Origin of the sequence: Sphingomonas sp. LY29 (assembly GCF_035593985.1) — a bacterium.
Taxonomy (GTDB): domain Bacteria; phylum Pseudomonadota; class Alphaproteobacteria; order Sphingomonadales; family Sphingomonadaceae; genus Sphingomicrobium.
On the sequence record NZ_CP141587.1, the window covers coordinates 234,402 to 250,344 of the forward strand.

Annotated in this window: 13 protein-coding genes and 2 tRNA genes; 8 read left to right on the plus strand and 7 right to left on the minus strand. The window is 66.6% G+C overall.

The features are described from left to right. The first annotated feature begins 56 nt into the window (after positions 1–56). From SH584_RS01180 to SH584_RS01190, 3 genes are all read left to right on the plus strand, one after another. Complete coding sequence (locus SH584_RS01180) at positions 57–1,292, plus strand: tetratricopeptide repeat protein (RefSeq protein ID WP_324807909.1); 1,236 nt, start codon at positions 57–59, stop codon at positions 1,290–1,292. A gap of 150 nt (positions 1,293–1,442) precedes the next feature. Beyond that, a complete protein-coding gene (locus tag SH584_RS01185; RefSeq protein ID WP_324807912.1) occupies positions 1,443–2,927 on the plus strand; it encodes a sensor histidine kinase in 1,485 nt (494 codons plus the stop codon). 46 nt (positions 2,928–2,973) lie between these two features. Further along, positions 2,974–3,050 (plus strand) — tRNA-Ile (locus SH584_RS01190). Positions 3,051–3,239: 189 nt separating this feature from the next. Here the strand turns inward: SH584_RS01190 and SH584_RS01195 are convergent. The 6 genes from SH584_RS01195 to SH584_RS01220 form a co-directional block, all read right to left on the minus strand. Then, positions 3,240–3,316, minus strand: a tRNA-Pro gene (locus tag SH584_RS01195). 140 nt (positions 3,317–3,456) lie between these two features. Continuing rightward, positions 3,457–3,726: a hypothetical protein gene (locus SH584_RS01200; protein ID WP_322840573.1), complete on the minus strand. Its 270-nt coding sequence runs from the start codon at positions 3,724–3,726 to the stop codon at positions 3,457–3,459. Between the two features lie 32 nt (positions 3,727–3,758). Then, the gene (locus tag SH584_RS01205) at positions 3,759–5,147 is read right to left on the minus strand and encodes a M28 family peptidase (protein ID WP_324807916.1); all 1,389 of its coding nucleotides are present in this window, start codon (positions 5,145–5,147) and stop codon (positions 3,759–3,761) included. Positions 5,148–5,197: 50 nt separating this feature from the next. After that, the gene (locus tag SH584_RS01210; protein WP_324807918.1) at positions 5,198–6,268 is read right to left on the minus strand and encodes a PA0069 family radical SAM protein; all 1,071 of its coding nucleotides are present in this window, start codon (positions 6,266–6,268) and stop codon (positions 5,198–5,200) included. A 41-nt stretch (positions 6,269–6,309) separates the two neighbouring features. Next, positions 6,310–8,064, minus strand: coding sequence for a lytic transglycosylase domain-containing protein (locus SH584_RS01215; protein WP_324807920.1), 1,755 nt, complete (start codon positions 8,062–8,064; stop codon positions 6,310–6,312). Then, positions 8,061–8,765 carry a uracil-DNA glycosylase gene (locus SH584_RS01220; protein ID WP_324807922.1) on the minus strand — a complete coding sequence of 235 codons (705 nt, stop codon included), beginning with the start codon at positions 8,763–8,765 and terminating at the stop codon, positions 8,061–8,063. The genes SH584_RS01215 and SH584_RS01220 overlap by 4 nt, the downstream gene beginning before the upstream one ends. Positions 8,766–8,892: 127 nt before the next feature. Between SH584_RS01220 and SH584_RS01225 the strand changes: the two genes are divergently transcribed. From SH584_RS01225 to SH584_RS01245, 5 genes are read left to right on the plus strand one after another with little or no spacing between them, the layout of a single operon-like run. Further along, positions 8,893–10,539 (plus strand): electron transfer flavoprotein-ubiquinone oxidoreductase, encoded by a 1,647-nt coding sequence (locus SH584_RS01225; RefSeq protein ID WP_324809418.1) that lies wholly within the window; start codon positions 8,893–8,895, stop codon positions 10,537–10,539. 43 nt (positions 10,540–10,582) lie between these two features. Continuing rightward, a complete protein-coding gene (locus tag SH584_RS01230; RefSeq protein ID WP_324807923.1) occupies positions 10,583–12,166 on the plus strand; it encodes a tetratricopeptide repeat protein in 1,584 nt (527 codons plus the stop codon). Continuing rightward, a complete protein-coding gene (locus tag SH584_RS01235) occupies positions 12,163–12,984 on the plus strand; it encodes a 4-(cytidine 5'-diphospho)-2-C-methyl-D-erythritol kinase (RefSeq protein ID WP_324807925.1) in 822 nt (273 codons plus the stop codon). The genes SH584_RS01230 and SH584_RS01235 overlap by 4 nt, the downstream gene beginning before the upstream one ends. 8 nt (positions 12,985–12,992) lie before the next feature. Further along, positions 12,993–14,339, plus strand: a complete 1,347-nt coding sequence (locus tag SH584_RS01240) for an NAD(P)H-hydrate dehydratase (protein ID WP_324807927.1) — start codon at positions 12,993–12,995, stop codon at positions 14,337–14,339. Further along, complete coding sequence (locus tag SH584_RS01245) at positions 14,336–15,508, plus strand: class I SAM-dependent RNA methyltransferase (protein ID WP_324807929.1); 1,173 nt, start codon at positions 14,336–14,338, stop codon at positions 15,506–15,508. The genes SH584_RS01240 and SH584_RS01245 overlap by 4 nt, the downstream gene beginning before the upstream one ends. Here SH584_RS01245 and SH584_RS01250 read toward each other — a convergent pair. Then, complete coding sequence (locus SH584_RS01250; protein WP_324807931.1) at positions 15,505–15,936, minus strand: MAPEG family protein; 432 nt, start codon at positions 15,934–15,936, stop codon at positions 15,505–15,507. The two genes, SH584_RS01245 and SH584_RS01250, sit on opposite strands and share 4 nt — an antisense overlap. Between the last annotated feature and the right edge of the window lie 7 nt (positions 15,937–15,943).

Below are 15,943 nucleotides of genomic sequence, written 5' to 3' on the forward strand. Positions count from 1 at the left end.
ACCCCCACGTCGCCGATCGAGATCGAACGATCCGGACGGCGAACCAGGAGACCAGCATGACGTCGACTTCCACTGCGCTTGGCCTGTTGTTCGCAAGTCTCGCGCTGACCGCTTCACCGGCGCTGGCCCAGCAGCCGCCCGCCGCCGCGGCGCCCGCAGCCCCGCAATATTCGATCAGCAAGGACGCCCAGGCCGAAGTCATCGCGCTGAAGACCGCGGTCGAGGCCAAGGACGTCGCCACCATCCCCGCCAAGCTCGCGGCGGCGCAGGCCAAGGCGAAGACCAAGGAAGATCGCTACGTCATTGCGCGGCTCGAGCTTAAGGCGGCGGCCGACGCCAAGAATTCGGCCGGCATGATGCGCGCGCTAGAGGCCGTCTCCGCCTCGGGCGTGGCGACACCCGCGCAGATCACCAATCTGTACACCGATGTCGGTGCGCAGCTTTACGAAGCGAAGGATTATGCGGGAGCTGCGAGCGCCTATGAAAAGGTGACGGCGCTGGCTCCGAACGACATCCAGGCGACGGTGCTCCTGGCCGAAGCGCGCAACGGGCAGGGCCGCAAGGCCGAGGCGGTCGCGCTGATCCAGAAGGCGATCGCCGCGCGGAAGGCGGCTGGCCAGAAGGCCGAAGAGAATTGGTACAAGCGTGCGGTCGCGCTGTCCTATGAGGGCAAGCTTCCGACGACGCCTTCGCTGGCGCGCGAATGGGCAAGTGCCTATCCGTCGGCCACGGCGTGGCGCGACACCATCAAGCTGACCCAGCAATCGGGCAACTTCGGCGAAGAGGCGACCCTCGACATCATGCGGTTGATGCACACCGCCGGCGCAATCGAAGGTGATGCCGACCATTTCAACTTCGCCCAGAAGCTGGTGGTGAAGGGCTATCCCGGAGAGGCGAAGGCGGTCCTGGAGCAGGGCTTCGCCGCCAACAAGATCAGCAAGTCGAACGCATCCTTCGCGGCTTTGTACAAGGAAGCGACGACCAAGTCGCAGGGCGACCGCGCCTCGCTCGCGGCGTCGGCCAAGTCGGCCGTCGCCGGTGCGGCTGCCAAGCCGGTGCTGAACACCGCCGACGCCTATTACGGCTATGGGGACTTTGCCGAGGCGGCGACGCTTTACCGTGCCGCGCTGACCAAGAGCGGCGTCGACAAGAACATCGCCAACCTGCGCCTCGGCATGGCGTTGGCGCGGTCGGGGGACAAGGCTGGTGCCAACGCGGCTTTCTCGGCCGTGACGGGTCAGCAGGGCGAAGTCGCGAAGCTGTGGATGGCCTATATGGCGACGCAGGCTTAATCGCCGCGAAGTGAATTTGGGGGCGTCGGAACGATTGGTCCGGCGCCCTTTTTTTGTCCCAAAATCGGACAGTTAACAATGGGTTTCTGTTAATTTGGCGAGTTAATGCATTTAGATGCGAACACCTCACTCCGAAGCCCGGGAAATCGATTGAGATTTGACGACCGCCTCAAGACGGTAATGACCCAGTCGGTCGCGGACGACCGCGACCGGGCGGTACGTTGGCGCCAGCTGGTCCACCTGCTGTCGCGTCCGCACGACCATCTGGATCCCGCCTTGTCGGAGGCCGCGCTGACCATGGTGCGGAGCGAAATGGGTGCCGTCGATCCTTCGGTCCGTGCGGCGACAGCCCGGAGCATTGCCGGGCGACCGGTACCGGCCGCCCTGTTGCGGCTGTTCGTCAAGGAGCCGATGTCGGTGGCGGCGCCGCTGATTGCCTCCGCGCATCTCGACGACACCGAGTGGGCCATGCTTCGGCGGGACTCATCGAACGAGGTTGCTGCCTTCATCGACACGCTCCGCCCGCCCGCACCCGAAGAGACGGTGGTTACGGCGCCAGAAGTGATTGCCGAACTTGCGAAGCCCGAAGTCGAGAAGCCGAGCCCGCGCCATGATCCGGTGCCTACCGCGCCGGCGGCTGCTCCGACCGGGCCAAACCTGTTTCGGTGGGAATGCGATGCGTCGGGGCAGATCGCTTGGGTCGAAGGCGCGCCGCGCGGCGCATTGATAGGTCGTGCCATTGCGGCGGAGGAGGGCGCCGACCGCCTGCTCGTTCGTGCTTTCGCCGATCGGATTCCGTTCGACGGCGCGACCCTGACCTTTCCGGCGCCGGCGCTCGACGGCGAATGGCGGCTGAGCGGGATCCCGGCCTTCTCGCCGAGCGACGGCCGGTTCATTGGCTATCGTGGCATCGCCCGCCGCGACGGGGACGATCAGGTGCAGGTGCCATCGTCGGCAATCTCCGCAATCGGCAGCGCCGATGCGGACATGCTTCGCGAGACGATCCACGAGATCAAGACCCCTTTAAATGCGATCATCGGGTTCGCCGAAATTATCGACGGGCAATATCTCGGCCCGGCGCATCGCAACTATCGGAGCCGCGCCGCGGAAATCGTTACGCAGGCACGCGTCCTTCTGGGTGCGATCGAGGATCTGGACTTCGCCGCGCGGATGAGGAGTTCGCGGGCATCGGCAGGTGCCGCCACCGCGCTCGACACCATGCTTCCGCCATTGACCGATGAACTGGTCCGGCGCGCAAAGGGTCGCGACGTCGAACTGCGGGTCTCGCCGCCGAAGCGCGGGGTCCGGTGTCGGCTTGAGCAGGATCTGGCCGAACGACTGCTGCGACGCCTGATCGGTGCAGTCATCGACGCAAGCGTTCCCGGGGAACGAATCCAGGCCTCATTTCGGGAGGATGCCGGGATGTGCGTGCTCGATTTGTCGCTTCCAGTCTCGGCGCAGGGGTTGAGTGACGAGCGACTGTTCGATCCCGCCTTCGCGACCGCTTCGGAAGACGGACAATCGCCGCTTGGCCTTGGCTTCGCGCTTCGGCTGGTGCGGGGACTTGCGAGCCTGGCCGGCGGGAAAATCACCACGAACGCCGGCGGTCTTTCGCTCGGCATTCCCAAAGCCTGACTTGCGCGCCGGTCGATGTCGCCGCTATCGCGCGGCATCGCAGGTGGGGCCTGTAGCTCAATTGGTTAGAGCAGGCCGCTCATAACGGCTTGGTTGCGGGTTCAAGTCCTGCCGGGCCCACCAATGCACGAGATTAGCGGAGCTAATTTCGAGACGCAAAATGTCGGGGGCAAGGCATCGAAGAGAATGTCACGGAGTACATCCGTGACGTCGATCCGGTCGCTGCGCGCCGGTCGGCCGGCATTCGCAGTCTCTTCGCGCTGCTTCCCTATTGCTTTGCAATCGGTCGCTACGCTCGGAGGCTCATGCAAATGGTCGGGGAGATAGGATTCGAACCTACGGCCCCCTGGTCCCAAACCAGGTGCGCTACCAGACTGCGCCACTCCCCGACGCGCCACGCGCCTAACAACAAAGCGCGGCGACGGGAACCCGTAATCCCGACGACCTTCGCAATTCATTCAAGTCGAGGCGCGAAGGGCAGCGTCACTTCCGGTTCGAGAAGCGACGCCACCGGAACGCATGTCTTAACCTAGTTGGCGTTCGCCGTGGCGCGCTCGCCATCGGTGTCGACATCGACATCAATGCTGACGTTGTCGACCTTGTCCTCCACCTTGTCGGCGGTCTGGGCGACGTCGTTGGCGATCTGGCCTCCAATCTGCTCGGCCTTGGCCGCGGCGGCCTCGACGCCATTTTCAGCGATGTCGGCGTTATACTGAACGCTGACCTGATCGTTCTGGTCGTCCGTGGTGACCTGGCAGGCGGCGAGCGCGAGCAGGGGCAGGGTGAACAGGATTCGCATATATTCCTCCGTTTGGTCGTGTCTTGATGGCATCAACGCCGGCGACGCGGCTTCGGCTCCTCGATACCGCCAGACAGGATGGCGAGCACCGCGGTCCATGCGGCGACGTTCTGGCGAAGCTGGACGGGATCGACCTTGTCCAACGTGTCGTCGGGGGTGTGGTGATAGTCGAAGTAGCGGGTTCCGTCCTGGCTCAGCCCAACCCCCGGCAGGCCGTCGGCGAGCATCGGGCCGATGTCCGAACCCTCGGCCTGTTCGAACGAGCCGGTGTTGATGCCGAGCGGCGCCAGCGCGGCGGCGATGGCGCGGGCTTCCTGACGGCGTTCGGCCCCAAGCTTGCTGTTGACCTGCCAGATGCGATCGGCGCCGAAGTCGCTTTCCATCAGCGCATAGTGCGGCTTCTTGCCGTGGCGGGCGCGGTAGTCGAGGCCGCCGAACAGGCCGACTTCCTCGGCGCCGAACCAGACGATGCGGATTGTGCGCAGCGGGCGGCCCGCGTCCATGATCCGCTTGGCGGCGGCGGCGGAAATGGCGACGCCGGTGGCATCGTCGATCGCGCCGGTCCCAAGGTCCCAGCTGTCGAGGTGGCCGCTGACGAGGATCGGCGGAAGGCTGGGATCACGACCGGGGACCTCGGCAATGACGTTGCCCGACTGGCGGGTGCCGAGATTGCGGCTGACAAGGGTCAGGCGCATCTGAACGGGAAGACCGCGCTTCAGGATGCGCGCCATTTGCTCGGCATCGGGAACCGTCAGTGCGCCCGCGGGGATCGGCGTCGCGCCGTCGGCGAAGCTCTGCACGCCCGCATGCGGATTGCGATGATGGTCGGTGCCGATCGAGCGGATGACGATTCCGATCGCGCCCTTTTTAGAGGCGAGCGTCGGACCCTGGCGGCGCGGCGCGCCGAACTGGCCGTAGCTGGAGCCGTCCTGCGTCGGCATCATGCGATGGTCGATGAAGACGATCTTGCCCCGGACCGCGGAGTCGGGCGCGGCGCGCAAGGCGTCGATGCTGTCGAAAGCAACGATTTCACCGGTAATTCCCTGCGGCCCGGTCGAAGCGCTGTTGCCGAGTGCGGCGACGACCATCTTCTGGGGGAAGGGCGAAAGTATCTCGGCGCTTTCGAAGCCGCGTTCCCACACCGGCATGTCGAAGGTTTCGACCCGGACGTTCGAGAAGCCCATCGCGCGGAGCTTGCGGACCGACCAATCGCGGGCGCGGGCTTCGGCTTCGGTCCCTGCCAGCCGCGGGCCGACTTCGGTGGTGAGGCCCTCGGTAATGTCCCACGCGTATTCATCCTTCAACGCGGCGTCGCGAAGTGCGACGACCTTTGCGTCGACCGCGACCGGCGGCAGGGGGGGAGTTTGCGCGAAGGCGGGGGTGGCGACGGCGGCGAGCAGCAGGGCTTGGAATCGGTTCATGGCGCGCACGCTAGCCAGCGGGGCGAGGCCTGTCACCATGGGCCTGTCACCTACAGCAATCGCAGTTGATTTCCGTGCGGCGCCTCGAAGAGGTCGGAGCGTAGCGCGAACTTGGCGCGGCCGAGGCCATGCCGCTTCATCGCCTTTTCGAAGCGGGCCTGCAGCAATTCGCCCCAGACGCCTTGACCGCGCATGCGCGTGAAGAAGCCGGGATCGTTGTCGCGGCCGCCGCGCATCGCCCGGATCGTCGCCATGACCTTGCCTGTTCGGTCAGGGTAATGGGCGTCGAGCCAGGCGCGGAACAGCGGCGCGACCTCGTGCGGCAAGCGGACGGGAAGGCAGAAGCCGCCGCGTGCGCCAGCCTCCGCTGCCGCCTCGACGATCGCTTCGAGTTCATGGTCGGTGATGTGCGGGATGATCGGCGAGATCGAGACATAGGCCGGAACGCCGGCGTCGGTCAGTTGGCGGATCGCGGCCAGTCGCTTGCGCGATGATGGAGCGCGGGGCTCGAGCGTCGCGTGGATGGACGGGTCGAGCGAGGTCACCGAGATGGCGACCGAGGCGAGTCCGAGCCTCGCGGCGGGTGCGATAATATCGAGGTCGCGAAGGAGGCGGTCGGACTTGGTGGTGATCGTGAACGGGTGCTTCGTCTCCAGCAGCAATTCAAGCACCGACCGCGTGACCCGCCACTCGTCCTCGATCGGCTGATAGGGGTCGGTATTGGTGCCGAGCGCGATCGGCGCGACCTCGTAGCCCGGGCGCGAGAGCGCGGCATGAAGCAGCTTGGCCGCTTCGGGTTTGACGAACAGCCGGCTTTCGAAATCCACGCCGGGCGACAAATCGTGATAGGCGTGGGTCGGCCGAGCGAAGCAGTAAATGCAGCCATGCTCGCACCCGCGATACGGGTTGATCGAGCGGTCGAAGCCGATGTCGGGCGAGGAATTGCGCGTGAGGATCGATTTGGGTTTTTCGATCGTCACCGTCGTCCGACGCGGCACGATGCCGTCGAGTTGCTCGACGCTGTCGAGCCAGTCGCCATCGACGACCCGCTCCGCCACGTTGAAACGGGTGGGGGTCGGATTGCGCGATGCGCCGCGTCCGTTGATCGATTCGACCGGCATAACCTCATGATGCGCCGGCCACTAGAACAAAGCAAGAACCGTCAGCGGGACTTCGCGGGAAAAGCTGGCCATTTATGTTGGGCAAGCGAGGTCAGCGTTGGCGTCTGCGTGCCAGCCAACCCTTGGATCACCCACATATTGCGGAGGATCGTTGGCACGTAGAAACGGGTCTCCCAATAGGGAATGCTCTCCATCCACAGCAGCGGATCGCCGCGGTCGTAATAAGCCCAGCGCGACACCGGCACGGGGCCGGCGTTGTAGGCGGCTATGATCTTGGGGAGTTGCCCCTGCGTGGCGCCGTGGCGGCGGAGGAGTTCGATGAAGGCTTGGCCGTAATCGATGTTGGCGAGGGGATCCTTCAGTCCCGCCACGCTGATCGACGTGCCGCGCTGGCGCGCCGTGTCGCCCGCGGTGCCGGGGCGAACCTGCATCAGGCCGACCGCTCCCGCAGGGCTCACAGCTTCGCTGCGGAACGTCGATTCCTGGATGATGTGGGCATAGGCAAGCGCCGGCTCGACCCGCCAGCCGTTGTAGGGCGTCCAATTGGGGGCGGGGTAGCGGTCGGCCGGATCGGATGAAGCGCCCGGCTGGCCAAAATGCGCAAGCCAGAACTGCGCGCCGGCAAGGTCCATTCGGTCGGCGATGCGGATCAGCGCGCGGTGATCCGATGGGCTTCCGATCTTGGCTTGGTGCCGGAGCAGTTCCTCGGCTTGAGCGCGCCGACCCAGCGCAATCAATTCGCGAGCGCGGACGATGTTGGGCAGCGCCTCGACGCGGGGAAGGTCGCGCACCTCGGCTGGCTTGGGCAGGCGCCCGTCGAGCCCCAGCGTCTCGCGCGCCATCAGGCCGTAGAAGCTTTCCTGTGAGCGGGCCGCGGCCTTGAGGAGTGGAGCGACCTCGCGCGGTCGGCGGCAAGCCTGCGCCGCGCGGGCGGCCCAATAATGAGCGCCGGCCTGCGTTTCCATCTCGCGGGCCAGGCGCCCGGACTCGCGGAACGAGATGAGCGCGGCGTTGCAATCGTTCAGACGCCATGACGCCAGCCCCGAGACCCACGCGGCCTGCGCGCTCCACTCACCGGTCGCGCCCTGACGACCATAGTCGGCCACGCGGCGGGCGTCGGCATCGCGGCCGCCGATGAAGTACATCCAGGCGACGCGATGCGCGGCCTCGGCGCGCGCCTCGAGCGAGAGGCTGCTGAAAGACTGGAGCATTAGTTGTTCGGCGCCGGTGCCGTCGTCGACCTTTACGTAGGGTTCGAGCGCGAGGCGAAGATGGTCGGCGAGGGGTTCGCCGGCGACGGGACGCGTGCGCCCCCGCCGTGGCGCGCTGCCGAGGCTGATCGTGCGCCGCGCGGTGAAGTAGGGCGGAAGTTCGATCGCGCCGCGGGTCTGCGCGAGCCGGGCGAGCTGCTCGGCCTGAGGGAGTTCGGGCGCCTGCGCGATCAGGGAAAGGACCGACGGCGCGTCGACCGCGGGCGACCCGCGCGCGGTGTAAAGCTCGGCGAGGGCGAGCGGTTTGAGCGGGTGCGCGGGAAGGGCGGCGATGCCGAGCCGTGCGCCTTCCCAATCCGCCGAATCGATCGCGGAGAAGACTCCTCGCCAATCCTTGGGAACGGGACGGACGATCACTGGCGGAGCGACTGGCAGGATCGGAGCGGGGAGGGTGATCGATGGGGTAGGCGTGGGCACCGGCTGCGTCGGCGCCGGATCGAGCGGCGCCAGCGGGTCATCGATTTCCTGCGCGAAGGCCGGACCGGCGAGCAAGGTCGACGCCAGAAGGAAACACGCAAACTTCATCGGTCGCTCTCGCTCATCAATAACAGGAGGTCGCGCCAGGCCAGCGCCTTGTCGGAGGGGCGCTGAAGCAGCCAGCGCGGGTGGAAGGTAGCGATCGTTCGCACTCCCTCCACCTTGTGAATTCGGCCGCGCGCCCGTGCGAGCGGCTCGCCGAGAAGGGCGCGCGTCGGGGCATCACCCATCAGGATCAGGCGCTGCGGCTTGGCATGGCGAATATGGTCACGGGCGATCATGCCGCACGCATCGAGTTCGTCGCGGCCAATGCGGGCGCCGGGGGCGTGAAAGCAGGCCAGATTGGCGTGATAAGCATCCTCGGCATCGACGCCGATCGCGGCGAGCATCTTCGTTACCAGCTCAAAAGCGTCCCCACCGATCGGGCGGCGGTCGGACGCGTCGTCACCATCGGGAAGGTCCGACAAGAGCATCACCGGCGCGGATTCCGTGCCGCGCGGGGCAACGCGGACCGCGCCGGCCTGATCAAGGGGGAGACCGGGGGCGCTGTCCAACCATGCCCGGAAGGAAGCGAAATCGGCGGGCTTATCGACCTTGATCGCAACCGTTTCAGCAACGGCGGCGGCTGGATCGCCACGAAGCCATGCGCGCGGCTGCTCACCGACGGCGACATCGACGCCGGCTTCGGCCCACCAATCGAGCAAGCTGTCGATTGCCGCCCGATTGAGGATATTCGTTTCCGCGCCCATGCCGCCACCTTCCACCAAGGTTGACGGCGCGGTCAAGGAATTGGCAGGGCTGTACCGTCGGAATATCGGCGCGCGTGACGAGAGGCGCGACGAACCGGCCGCTACAGGGGACGAAAGTGAGAAGCGCATGAGCGACCGGGAATCGATGGAATATGACGTCGTCGTCGTCGGCGCCGGGGTCGCGGGCCTGTCGGCCGCAATCCGCCTGAAGCAGCTGGCAGCTGCCGAGGACCGCGAATTGTCCGTCTGCGTGCTCGAAAAGGGCAGCGAGGTCGGGGCGCATATTCTGTCCGGCGCGGTGATCGACCCGCGCGCCCTGACCGAACTCATTCCCGACTGGCAGGAGAAAGGCAGTCCGTTGACGGTCCCGGTAACCGAGAATCTACACTGGGTGCTGACGAAGAACGGCAAATATTCGCTGCCCGCGTTCCTGATGCCGCCGTTTATGCACAACAAGGGCACCTATAGCGCGAGCCTGGGCAATCTGACGCGCTGGCTTGCGGGGCAGGCCGAGGAGCTTGGCGTCGAGATTTTCCCAGGGTTCGCCGCCGCCGAAATCCTGTTCAACGACGACGGCAGCGTCCGCGGCGTGGCGACCGGGGACATGGGCGTCGCTCGCGACGGCACGCACCGAGCCGATTACCAGCCGGGTATGGAATTGCACGCGCGCTATACCTTTTTCGCCGAGGGCGCGCGCGGCCATCTGACCAAGGAACTTACCCGCATCTTCGACCTGCGAAAGGATAGCGGACCGCAGGTTTATGGCATCGGGATCAAGGAGTTGTGGGACGTTCCTGCCGACAAGCATCGGCCCGGACGCGTGATCCACACGCAAGGCTGGCCGCTCGACGACGCGTGGGGCGGGAGCTTTCTCTATCACCAGGACAATGGCCAGGTCGCGTTGGGGTTCGTCGTCGCGCTCGACTACAAGAATCCCTATTTGTCCCCGTTCGAGGAATTTCAGAGGTGGAAGACCCATCCCGCGATCCGCGCCGAGATCGAGGGCGGCAAACGCATCGCCTATGGCAGCCGCGCGATCAACGAAGGCGGGTGGCAGGCCATTCCCAAGCTGGCGTTCCCGGGCGGCGCGCTGGTCGGTTGCGCGGCGGGTTTTGTTAACGTGCCCCGGATCAAGGGCAGCCACACCGCGATGAAGTCGGCAATGCTGGCCGCCGAGGCGGCCTATGATGCGGTCAAGGCCGACCGTCGCCACGACGAATTGACGGCCTATGAGCCTGCCGTGCGGTCGAGCTGGATCGCCGAGGAATTGAAGACGGTTCGCAACGCGCAGCCGGCGGTCGCGCGGTGGGGCGGGACGATCGGAACGGTCTTCGCCGGCTTCGACATGTGGTTAAACACATTGAAGATCCGCACGCCATGGACGCTCAAGCATCATGCCGACCACAAGCAGATCGGGCGCAAGGAGCATTTCCATCCGATCGCCTATCCCAAACCCGACGGGAAGCTGACCTTCGACCGCCTGTCGTCGGTGTTCCTGTCGAACACCAATCATGAGGAAGACCAGCCGATCCATCTGACGCTGAAGGATCCGGAAGTCCCGATCCGGGTGAACCTCGCGCTCTACGACAGCCCCGAGCAGCGCTACTGCCCGGCTGGCGTCTACGAGATCGTTGAGGAAGCCGGTTCACCCAAGCTTCAGATCAACGCGCAGAATTGCGTTCACTGCAAGACGTGCGACATCAAGGACCCGACCCAAAACATCAACTGGGTCGTGCCCGAGGGCGGCGGAGGACCCAATTATCCCAATATGTAAGCGCCCGTTGCTCGTCGCCCTGCTGATCGGCGCCGCGTCGTCCGTGAGCGCGACGCCGCTATCGACCTACGTCGAGGCGCGGGCGGCGGAGATGAACGGCGACGAGGCACGATCGGCGCGCCTGTTCGCGGCGCTCGCTGCCGCCAACCCATCGGACTCCACGATCGCGCGCCGTGCCATCTCGGCCGCGATCCAGTCGGGACAGAACGGGCTTGCCCTCGACCTGGCGCGAAAAATCGATCCGAAGCAGTTGCCGCTCGACGCCCGACTCCTGCTGACCGCCGACGCGCTTCGCCGCGGCAAGACCGGCGAGGCGATCACGACGATGGAGCGCGGCGACACGTCGACGGAGACCGACCTGTTCGGCCCGTTGCTTCGAGCGTGGGATCATACCGCGCGAGGGCGTATGGACGGGGTGACCGCCTTGGCCACGCAAGGCGTACAGGGGCCGCTGGGATCGATCGCCGACGAACATCGCGCGGCCATGCTGTTCGCGCTCCGTCGTCCCGACGAGGCGTTGCCGATCGCGCAGAAGGTCGTGGCACGGGGCGGGGGTCGCAGTTCGCGCCTGCGGGTCGCCTATGCCGACGCGCTGATCCGCGCCAAGCGCGTCGAGCAGGCGCAAGCGATGCTGGCTGGGAGCGATGCCACGCTTATCGCAGCCCGAAACCGACTGATCGCGCGACGTCCGTTGAATGCCGCGATCGATACCCCGTCGAAGGGGTTTGCCGAATTGCTGGTCGCACTGGCCGTCGATATCAGCCGCGACGAAAGCAAGTCGCTTCCGATCGCGCTCGTTCAGGTCGCTCGCCACGCCAGCCCCGACAATTACGAACCGACACTGCTGCTCGCCTTGCTTCTCGACGGCGATTCCCGGCCCGACGACGCCTTGGGCGCGCTTTGGACGATCCCAGCCGATGCCCTGCTGGCGGGCGACGCGCTCGACCTTGAAGCCAAATTGCTGAGCGACACGAAGCGCCGGGACGAAGCGCTTCGCCGCGCCCATGCTGCCGCCCAGTCGAAGCAAGCGACATCCGCCGATTATCGCCGGCTGGGTAATGTGCTTGGCGAAATGGAGCGTCATTCCGAGGCGGCGAGCGCGTATGCGCAGGCGATCCAGCGTAGCGGGGCAGAAGGGCAAAGCGACGACCTGTGGACGCTTCATCTGCTTCGCGCCGCCAGCCTCGAGCAAGCGGGGAATTGGTCCGAGGCCAAAGCGGCGCTGGAAACGGCAATGCGGATCGAGCCCGACAATGCCGTGCTGCTCAACTTCCTCGGCTATGGGAAGCTTGAGCGCGGCGAGGACCTCGACGCTGCCGAGGCGATGATCCGCAAGGCGAGCGCGCTTCGTCCGAACGACGCGTCGATCACGGACTCGCTTGGCTGGGCGCTCTACAAGCGCGGGCGACTGCCGGAAGCGGTCGAGACGCTGACCCGGGCGGCGGCGGGCGATCCGACGCAGGGTGAAATCCACGAGCATCTGGGCGATGCCCTGTTCGCGTCGGGCCGCCGGATCGAGGCGCGCTTCTCCTGGGAGGCGGCGCTGCTGGTGTCCGAGGATAAGGCCAAGGCGCGACTTCGCCAGAAAATCGCTTCGGGCCTGGATCGCGCCACGGCGGCGCCGTGAGCGAAGATATCGTCCCTGTGCGCGAACCGGCACCGGCGAAGGTCAATCTGGCACTGCATGTGCGCGGGCGGATGGCGGACGGTCGCCATGCGCTGGAGACGATCTTCGCTTTCTGCACCGACGGCGACCGGGTCGAGGCGACGGAAGCGTCGTCGCTGTCGCTCACAATCGACGGGCCCTTTGCCGGCGGACTCTCGACCGATGGCGACAATCTGGTCCTCAGGGCGGGCGAGATGCTTCGGGACGCTGCGGGATCGACGGCGGGCGCGGAGCTTCGACTGACCAAGAATTTGCCGGTCGCGTCGGGGATCGGCGGGGGATCGGCCGACGCCGCGGCCGCCCTGCGCGCGCTCACCGCCTTGTGGCGGATCGACCCGGCTCACGCCTCGACGGTCGCGCCCAAACTGGGGGCCGACGTGCCGGCCTGCCTGTTGAGCATGACCGCGCGGGGCGAAGGAGCGGGGGATCGCCTGCAACTGGTCGACGATCCACGCATCGCTGGAACGCCGATCCTGCTGGTCAACCCACTCGAGGCGCTGTCCACGGCGGCAGTCTTCGCGGGTTGGGACGGGACCGATGTCGGACCGCTCGATGACTGGATCGCCGGCCGCAACGACCTCGAACCGCCGGCGAGCGAGATCGTGCCCGCGATCGGGGACATCCTCGACTGGATGGGAGTGCAGGACGGTGTGACGCTGGCCCGAATGTCGGGCAGCGGCGCGACCTGCTTCGCGTTATTCGATGACGAGCCAACGCGGGATGCCGCCTCCGCTGCATGCCCGTCGAACTGGTGGCATCTGGCGACCAACCTGCGCTAGGGCGCGGCATGAGCAGACCGATCCTGACCGCCGCCGCGATGCGCGCCGCCGAAGCCGCGACCATCGCCGGCGGAACGTCCGAACAAATGCTGATGGAGCGCGCGGGCGCCGCACTGGCCGAAGCCATCCGCCGCTATACGGCGCCCGGCGACACGTTGGTGCTTTGCGGCCCCGGGAATAACGGCGGTGACGGCTATGTCGCAGCGCGCCTGCTGAAAGAAACGGGTTGGCCGGTCCGCGTGGCAGCGAGCGCGGAGCCGTCGACGGATGCAGGACGGGCAGCGAGGCAGGGATGGCCGGGTGCGGTCGAAAGCATCGACAAGACGAGCGGTGCCGCAATCCTCGTCGATTGCCTGTTTGGCACGGGACTGACGCGCGGCTTGGAAGCCTCGCTGGTCGAACGCTTTATCGAACTCGGAGAAAAAGCCGCGCTTGTCGTCGCTGCCGACTTGCCCAGCGGGGTGTCGAGCGACGATGGGGCCATGCTCTCACCGGTTCCGCGCATCGACCTGACCGTCGCGTTCGGTGCGCTGAAGCCGGCTCACCGTTTGATGCCGGCCATGGCGAGCATGGGACGGGTCGTGCTTGCCGACATCGGCATCGACGCCGCGCGTGACTGGCATGAGATCGAGGCGCCTTCGATCCCGCCGCTCGATCCGGCGGGTCATAAGTTCGACCGCGGGCTGGTGCACTGCCTTGCCGGGACGATGCCCGGCGCGATCGCGCTGTCTGCGACTGCCGCGGCGCGGGCAGGGGCGGGCTATGTCCGGGTCAGCACCTCGCGCGGGATCGACCATCTTCCCGCCGCGGTCGTTCAGACCGATACTGCCGTCGTCAATGATCCGCGCGTGGGCTGCATCCTCGTCGGGCCGGGGCTTGGCAATGTCCCGCAGGTGTTGACCCTCGCGCTCACCGCGCCGCGCCCGGTGGTGATCGACGCCGACGCGATAGGGCATGTCGGCGAGCCCAAGCGGCTGCACGGTCATGACGCCATCCTGACCCCGCACGAGGGCGAATTCGTCAAGCTGTTCGGCGATCTGCCCGGCAGCAAGGCCGACCGCGCCACCGCAGCAGCCGAGGCGAGCAAATCGGTGGTGATCTATAAGGGCGCGGACACCTTGGTGGCTTCGCCCGATGGCCGGGTTGGATTCGCACCGCCGGCGCCGGCATGGCTGGCGACCGCCGGAACCGGCGACGTGCTGGCCGGCATCGTCGCCGCGATGCGCGCGCGGGGATTGCCCAGCTTCGAAGCGGCTTGTGCCGCCGTCTGGATTCACGGACGCGCTGCAGAGGCGGCCGGGCCAGGAATGATCGCGGACGATCTTGCCGCCGCAATCCCTTTGGCGGTGCCATGAGCGACCCGGTGATTCGCATCGCCGCGCGCGGTGACGGCGTGACGGCGGCGGGCAAGCATGTCGCGTTCGGCGTTCCCGGGGACGTGGTGCTCGACGATGGCACGCTGCAGCAAGGGCCAGGGCATCAGGTGCCGCCATGCCGTCACTTCCCAATCTGCGGCGGATGCCAGCTTCAACACCTGACCGACGCCGCCTACGCCGATTATTGCCGCAGCCGGGTGGTCGGGGCGCTTGCCCAGCATGGCATCGAAACCGAGGTGCGCGAGCCGCACCTGTCGCCGCCGCGGAGCCGCCGGCGCGCGACACTGCGGGCGCTGTCACTGGGGAAGGGGATCGCGATCGGATTCAACGAAGCGGGCAGCAATCGTGTCGTCGACCTGCGCGAATGCCATGTGCTTCGGCCCGAACTGTTCGCACTCGTCGAGCCTTTGCGTCGTCTGTTCAAAACGATCCTTCCGGCGAAGCGGTCGGGCGAGATCCAGATGTCGCTGACGCAGGACGGCGTCGACCTGTCGCTGAAGGGCGTGCAGATCGTCGGTCTTGCCGCAATCGAAGGGCTGACCGAATTCGCCAAGACGCATGGCCTCGCCCGGCTGTCGGTGGACGAGGGATATGGCCCGGAGACGCGCTACGAGCCGAAGCCGACGTCGGTAAGCCTGTCGGGAACGCGCGTCGCGCTTCCGACCGGGGCATTCCTGCAGGCGACCGAGGACGGCGAGCGCGCACTGGTCGAGGCGGTGCTCGAGGCGACCGCGGGCGCGGCTCGGACCGCCGACCTGTTCGCAGGCCTTGGCACGTTCGCGCTGGCGATGCCGGGTGAGGTAATGGCAGCCGAGGCGGCACGCGATCCGATCCTCGCGCTCAAGGCCGCGGCGCCGCGGGTGAAGGCGGAGCATCGCGATCTGTATCGGCGCCCGTATGAGGCCGATGAACTCGCCGACTTCGACGCCGTCGTCCTCGATCCGCCGAGGTCAGGCGCGTTCGAACAGATCGCGCGGCTTGCGGAATCGAGCGTGCCGCGCATCGCCTACGTCAGCTGCAATCCCGCCACGTTCGCGCGCGATGCCGAGAAGCTGGTCGAGGGCGGCTATCGCCTTGCGTGGGTTCGGCCGGTCGGCCAGTTCCGCTGGTCGACGCATGTGGAGTTGGCCGCAGCCTTCACGCGCTAGCCGTGAAGCAGCCTGGCGCCGGCGTGGACGGTCAGGCCGACGAGGCATAATGTCGACAATGCGAAGATTGGAAAACGGATCGCGACGCGGTTGATCGTCGTCTGGACGATGCTGTGCAGCACCCGCAGTCCGACATAGCCCCACGCCAGCCACAGGTTGATGGCGATGGTGTCGCCCATCGCCACGAGCGTGAGGACGATCGCGTAGAACAGCGTCGGCTGCTCCATCAGGTGGGCGTAATTGTGGGCGGGCCAATTGGCCTCGTCGGGGAGCACGCCTTCGAGGTTCTGGCCGCGCCCGCCCTTGCTCGCCATGATGTTGATCCGCGCCTTGCGCACGGCCTTGCCACGAACCGCGGCGAGCCACACCAGCATTACCAGCGTCCACGCCACCAGCGCGACGACCGGTCCGAGCAACGGATTAGCCATGAAAACA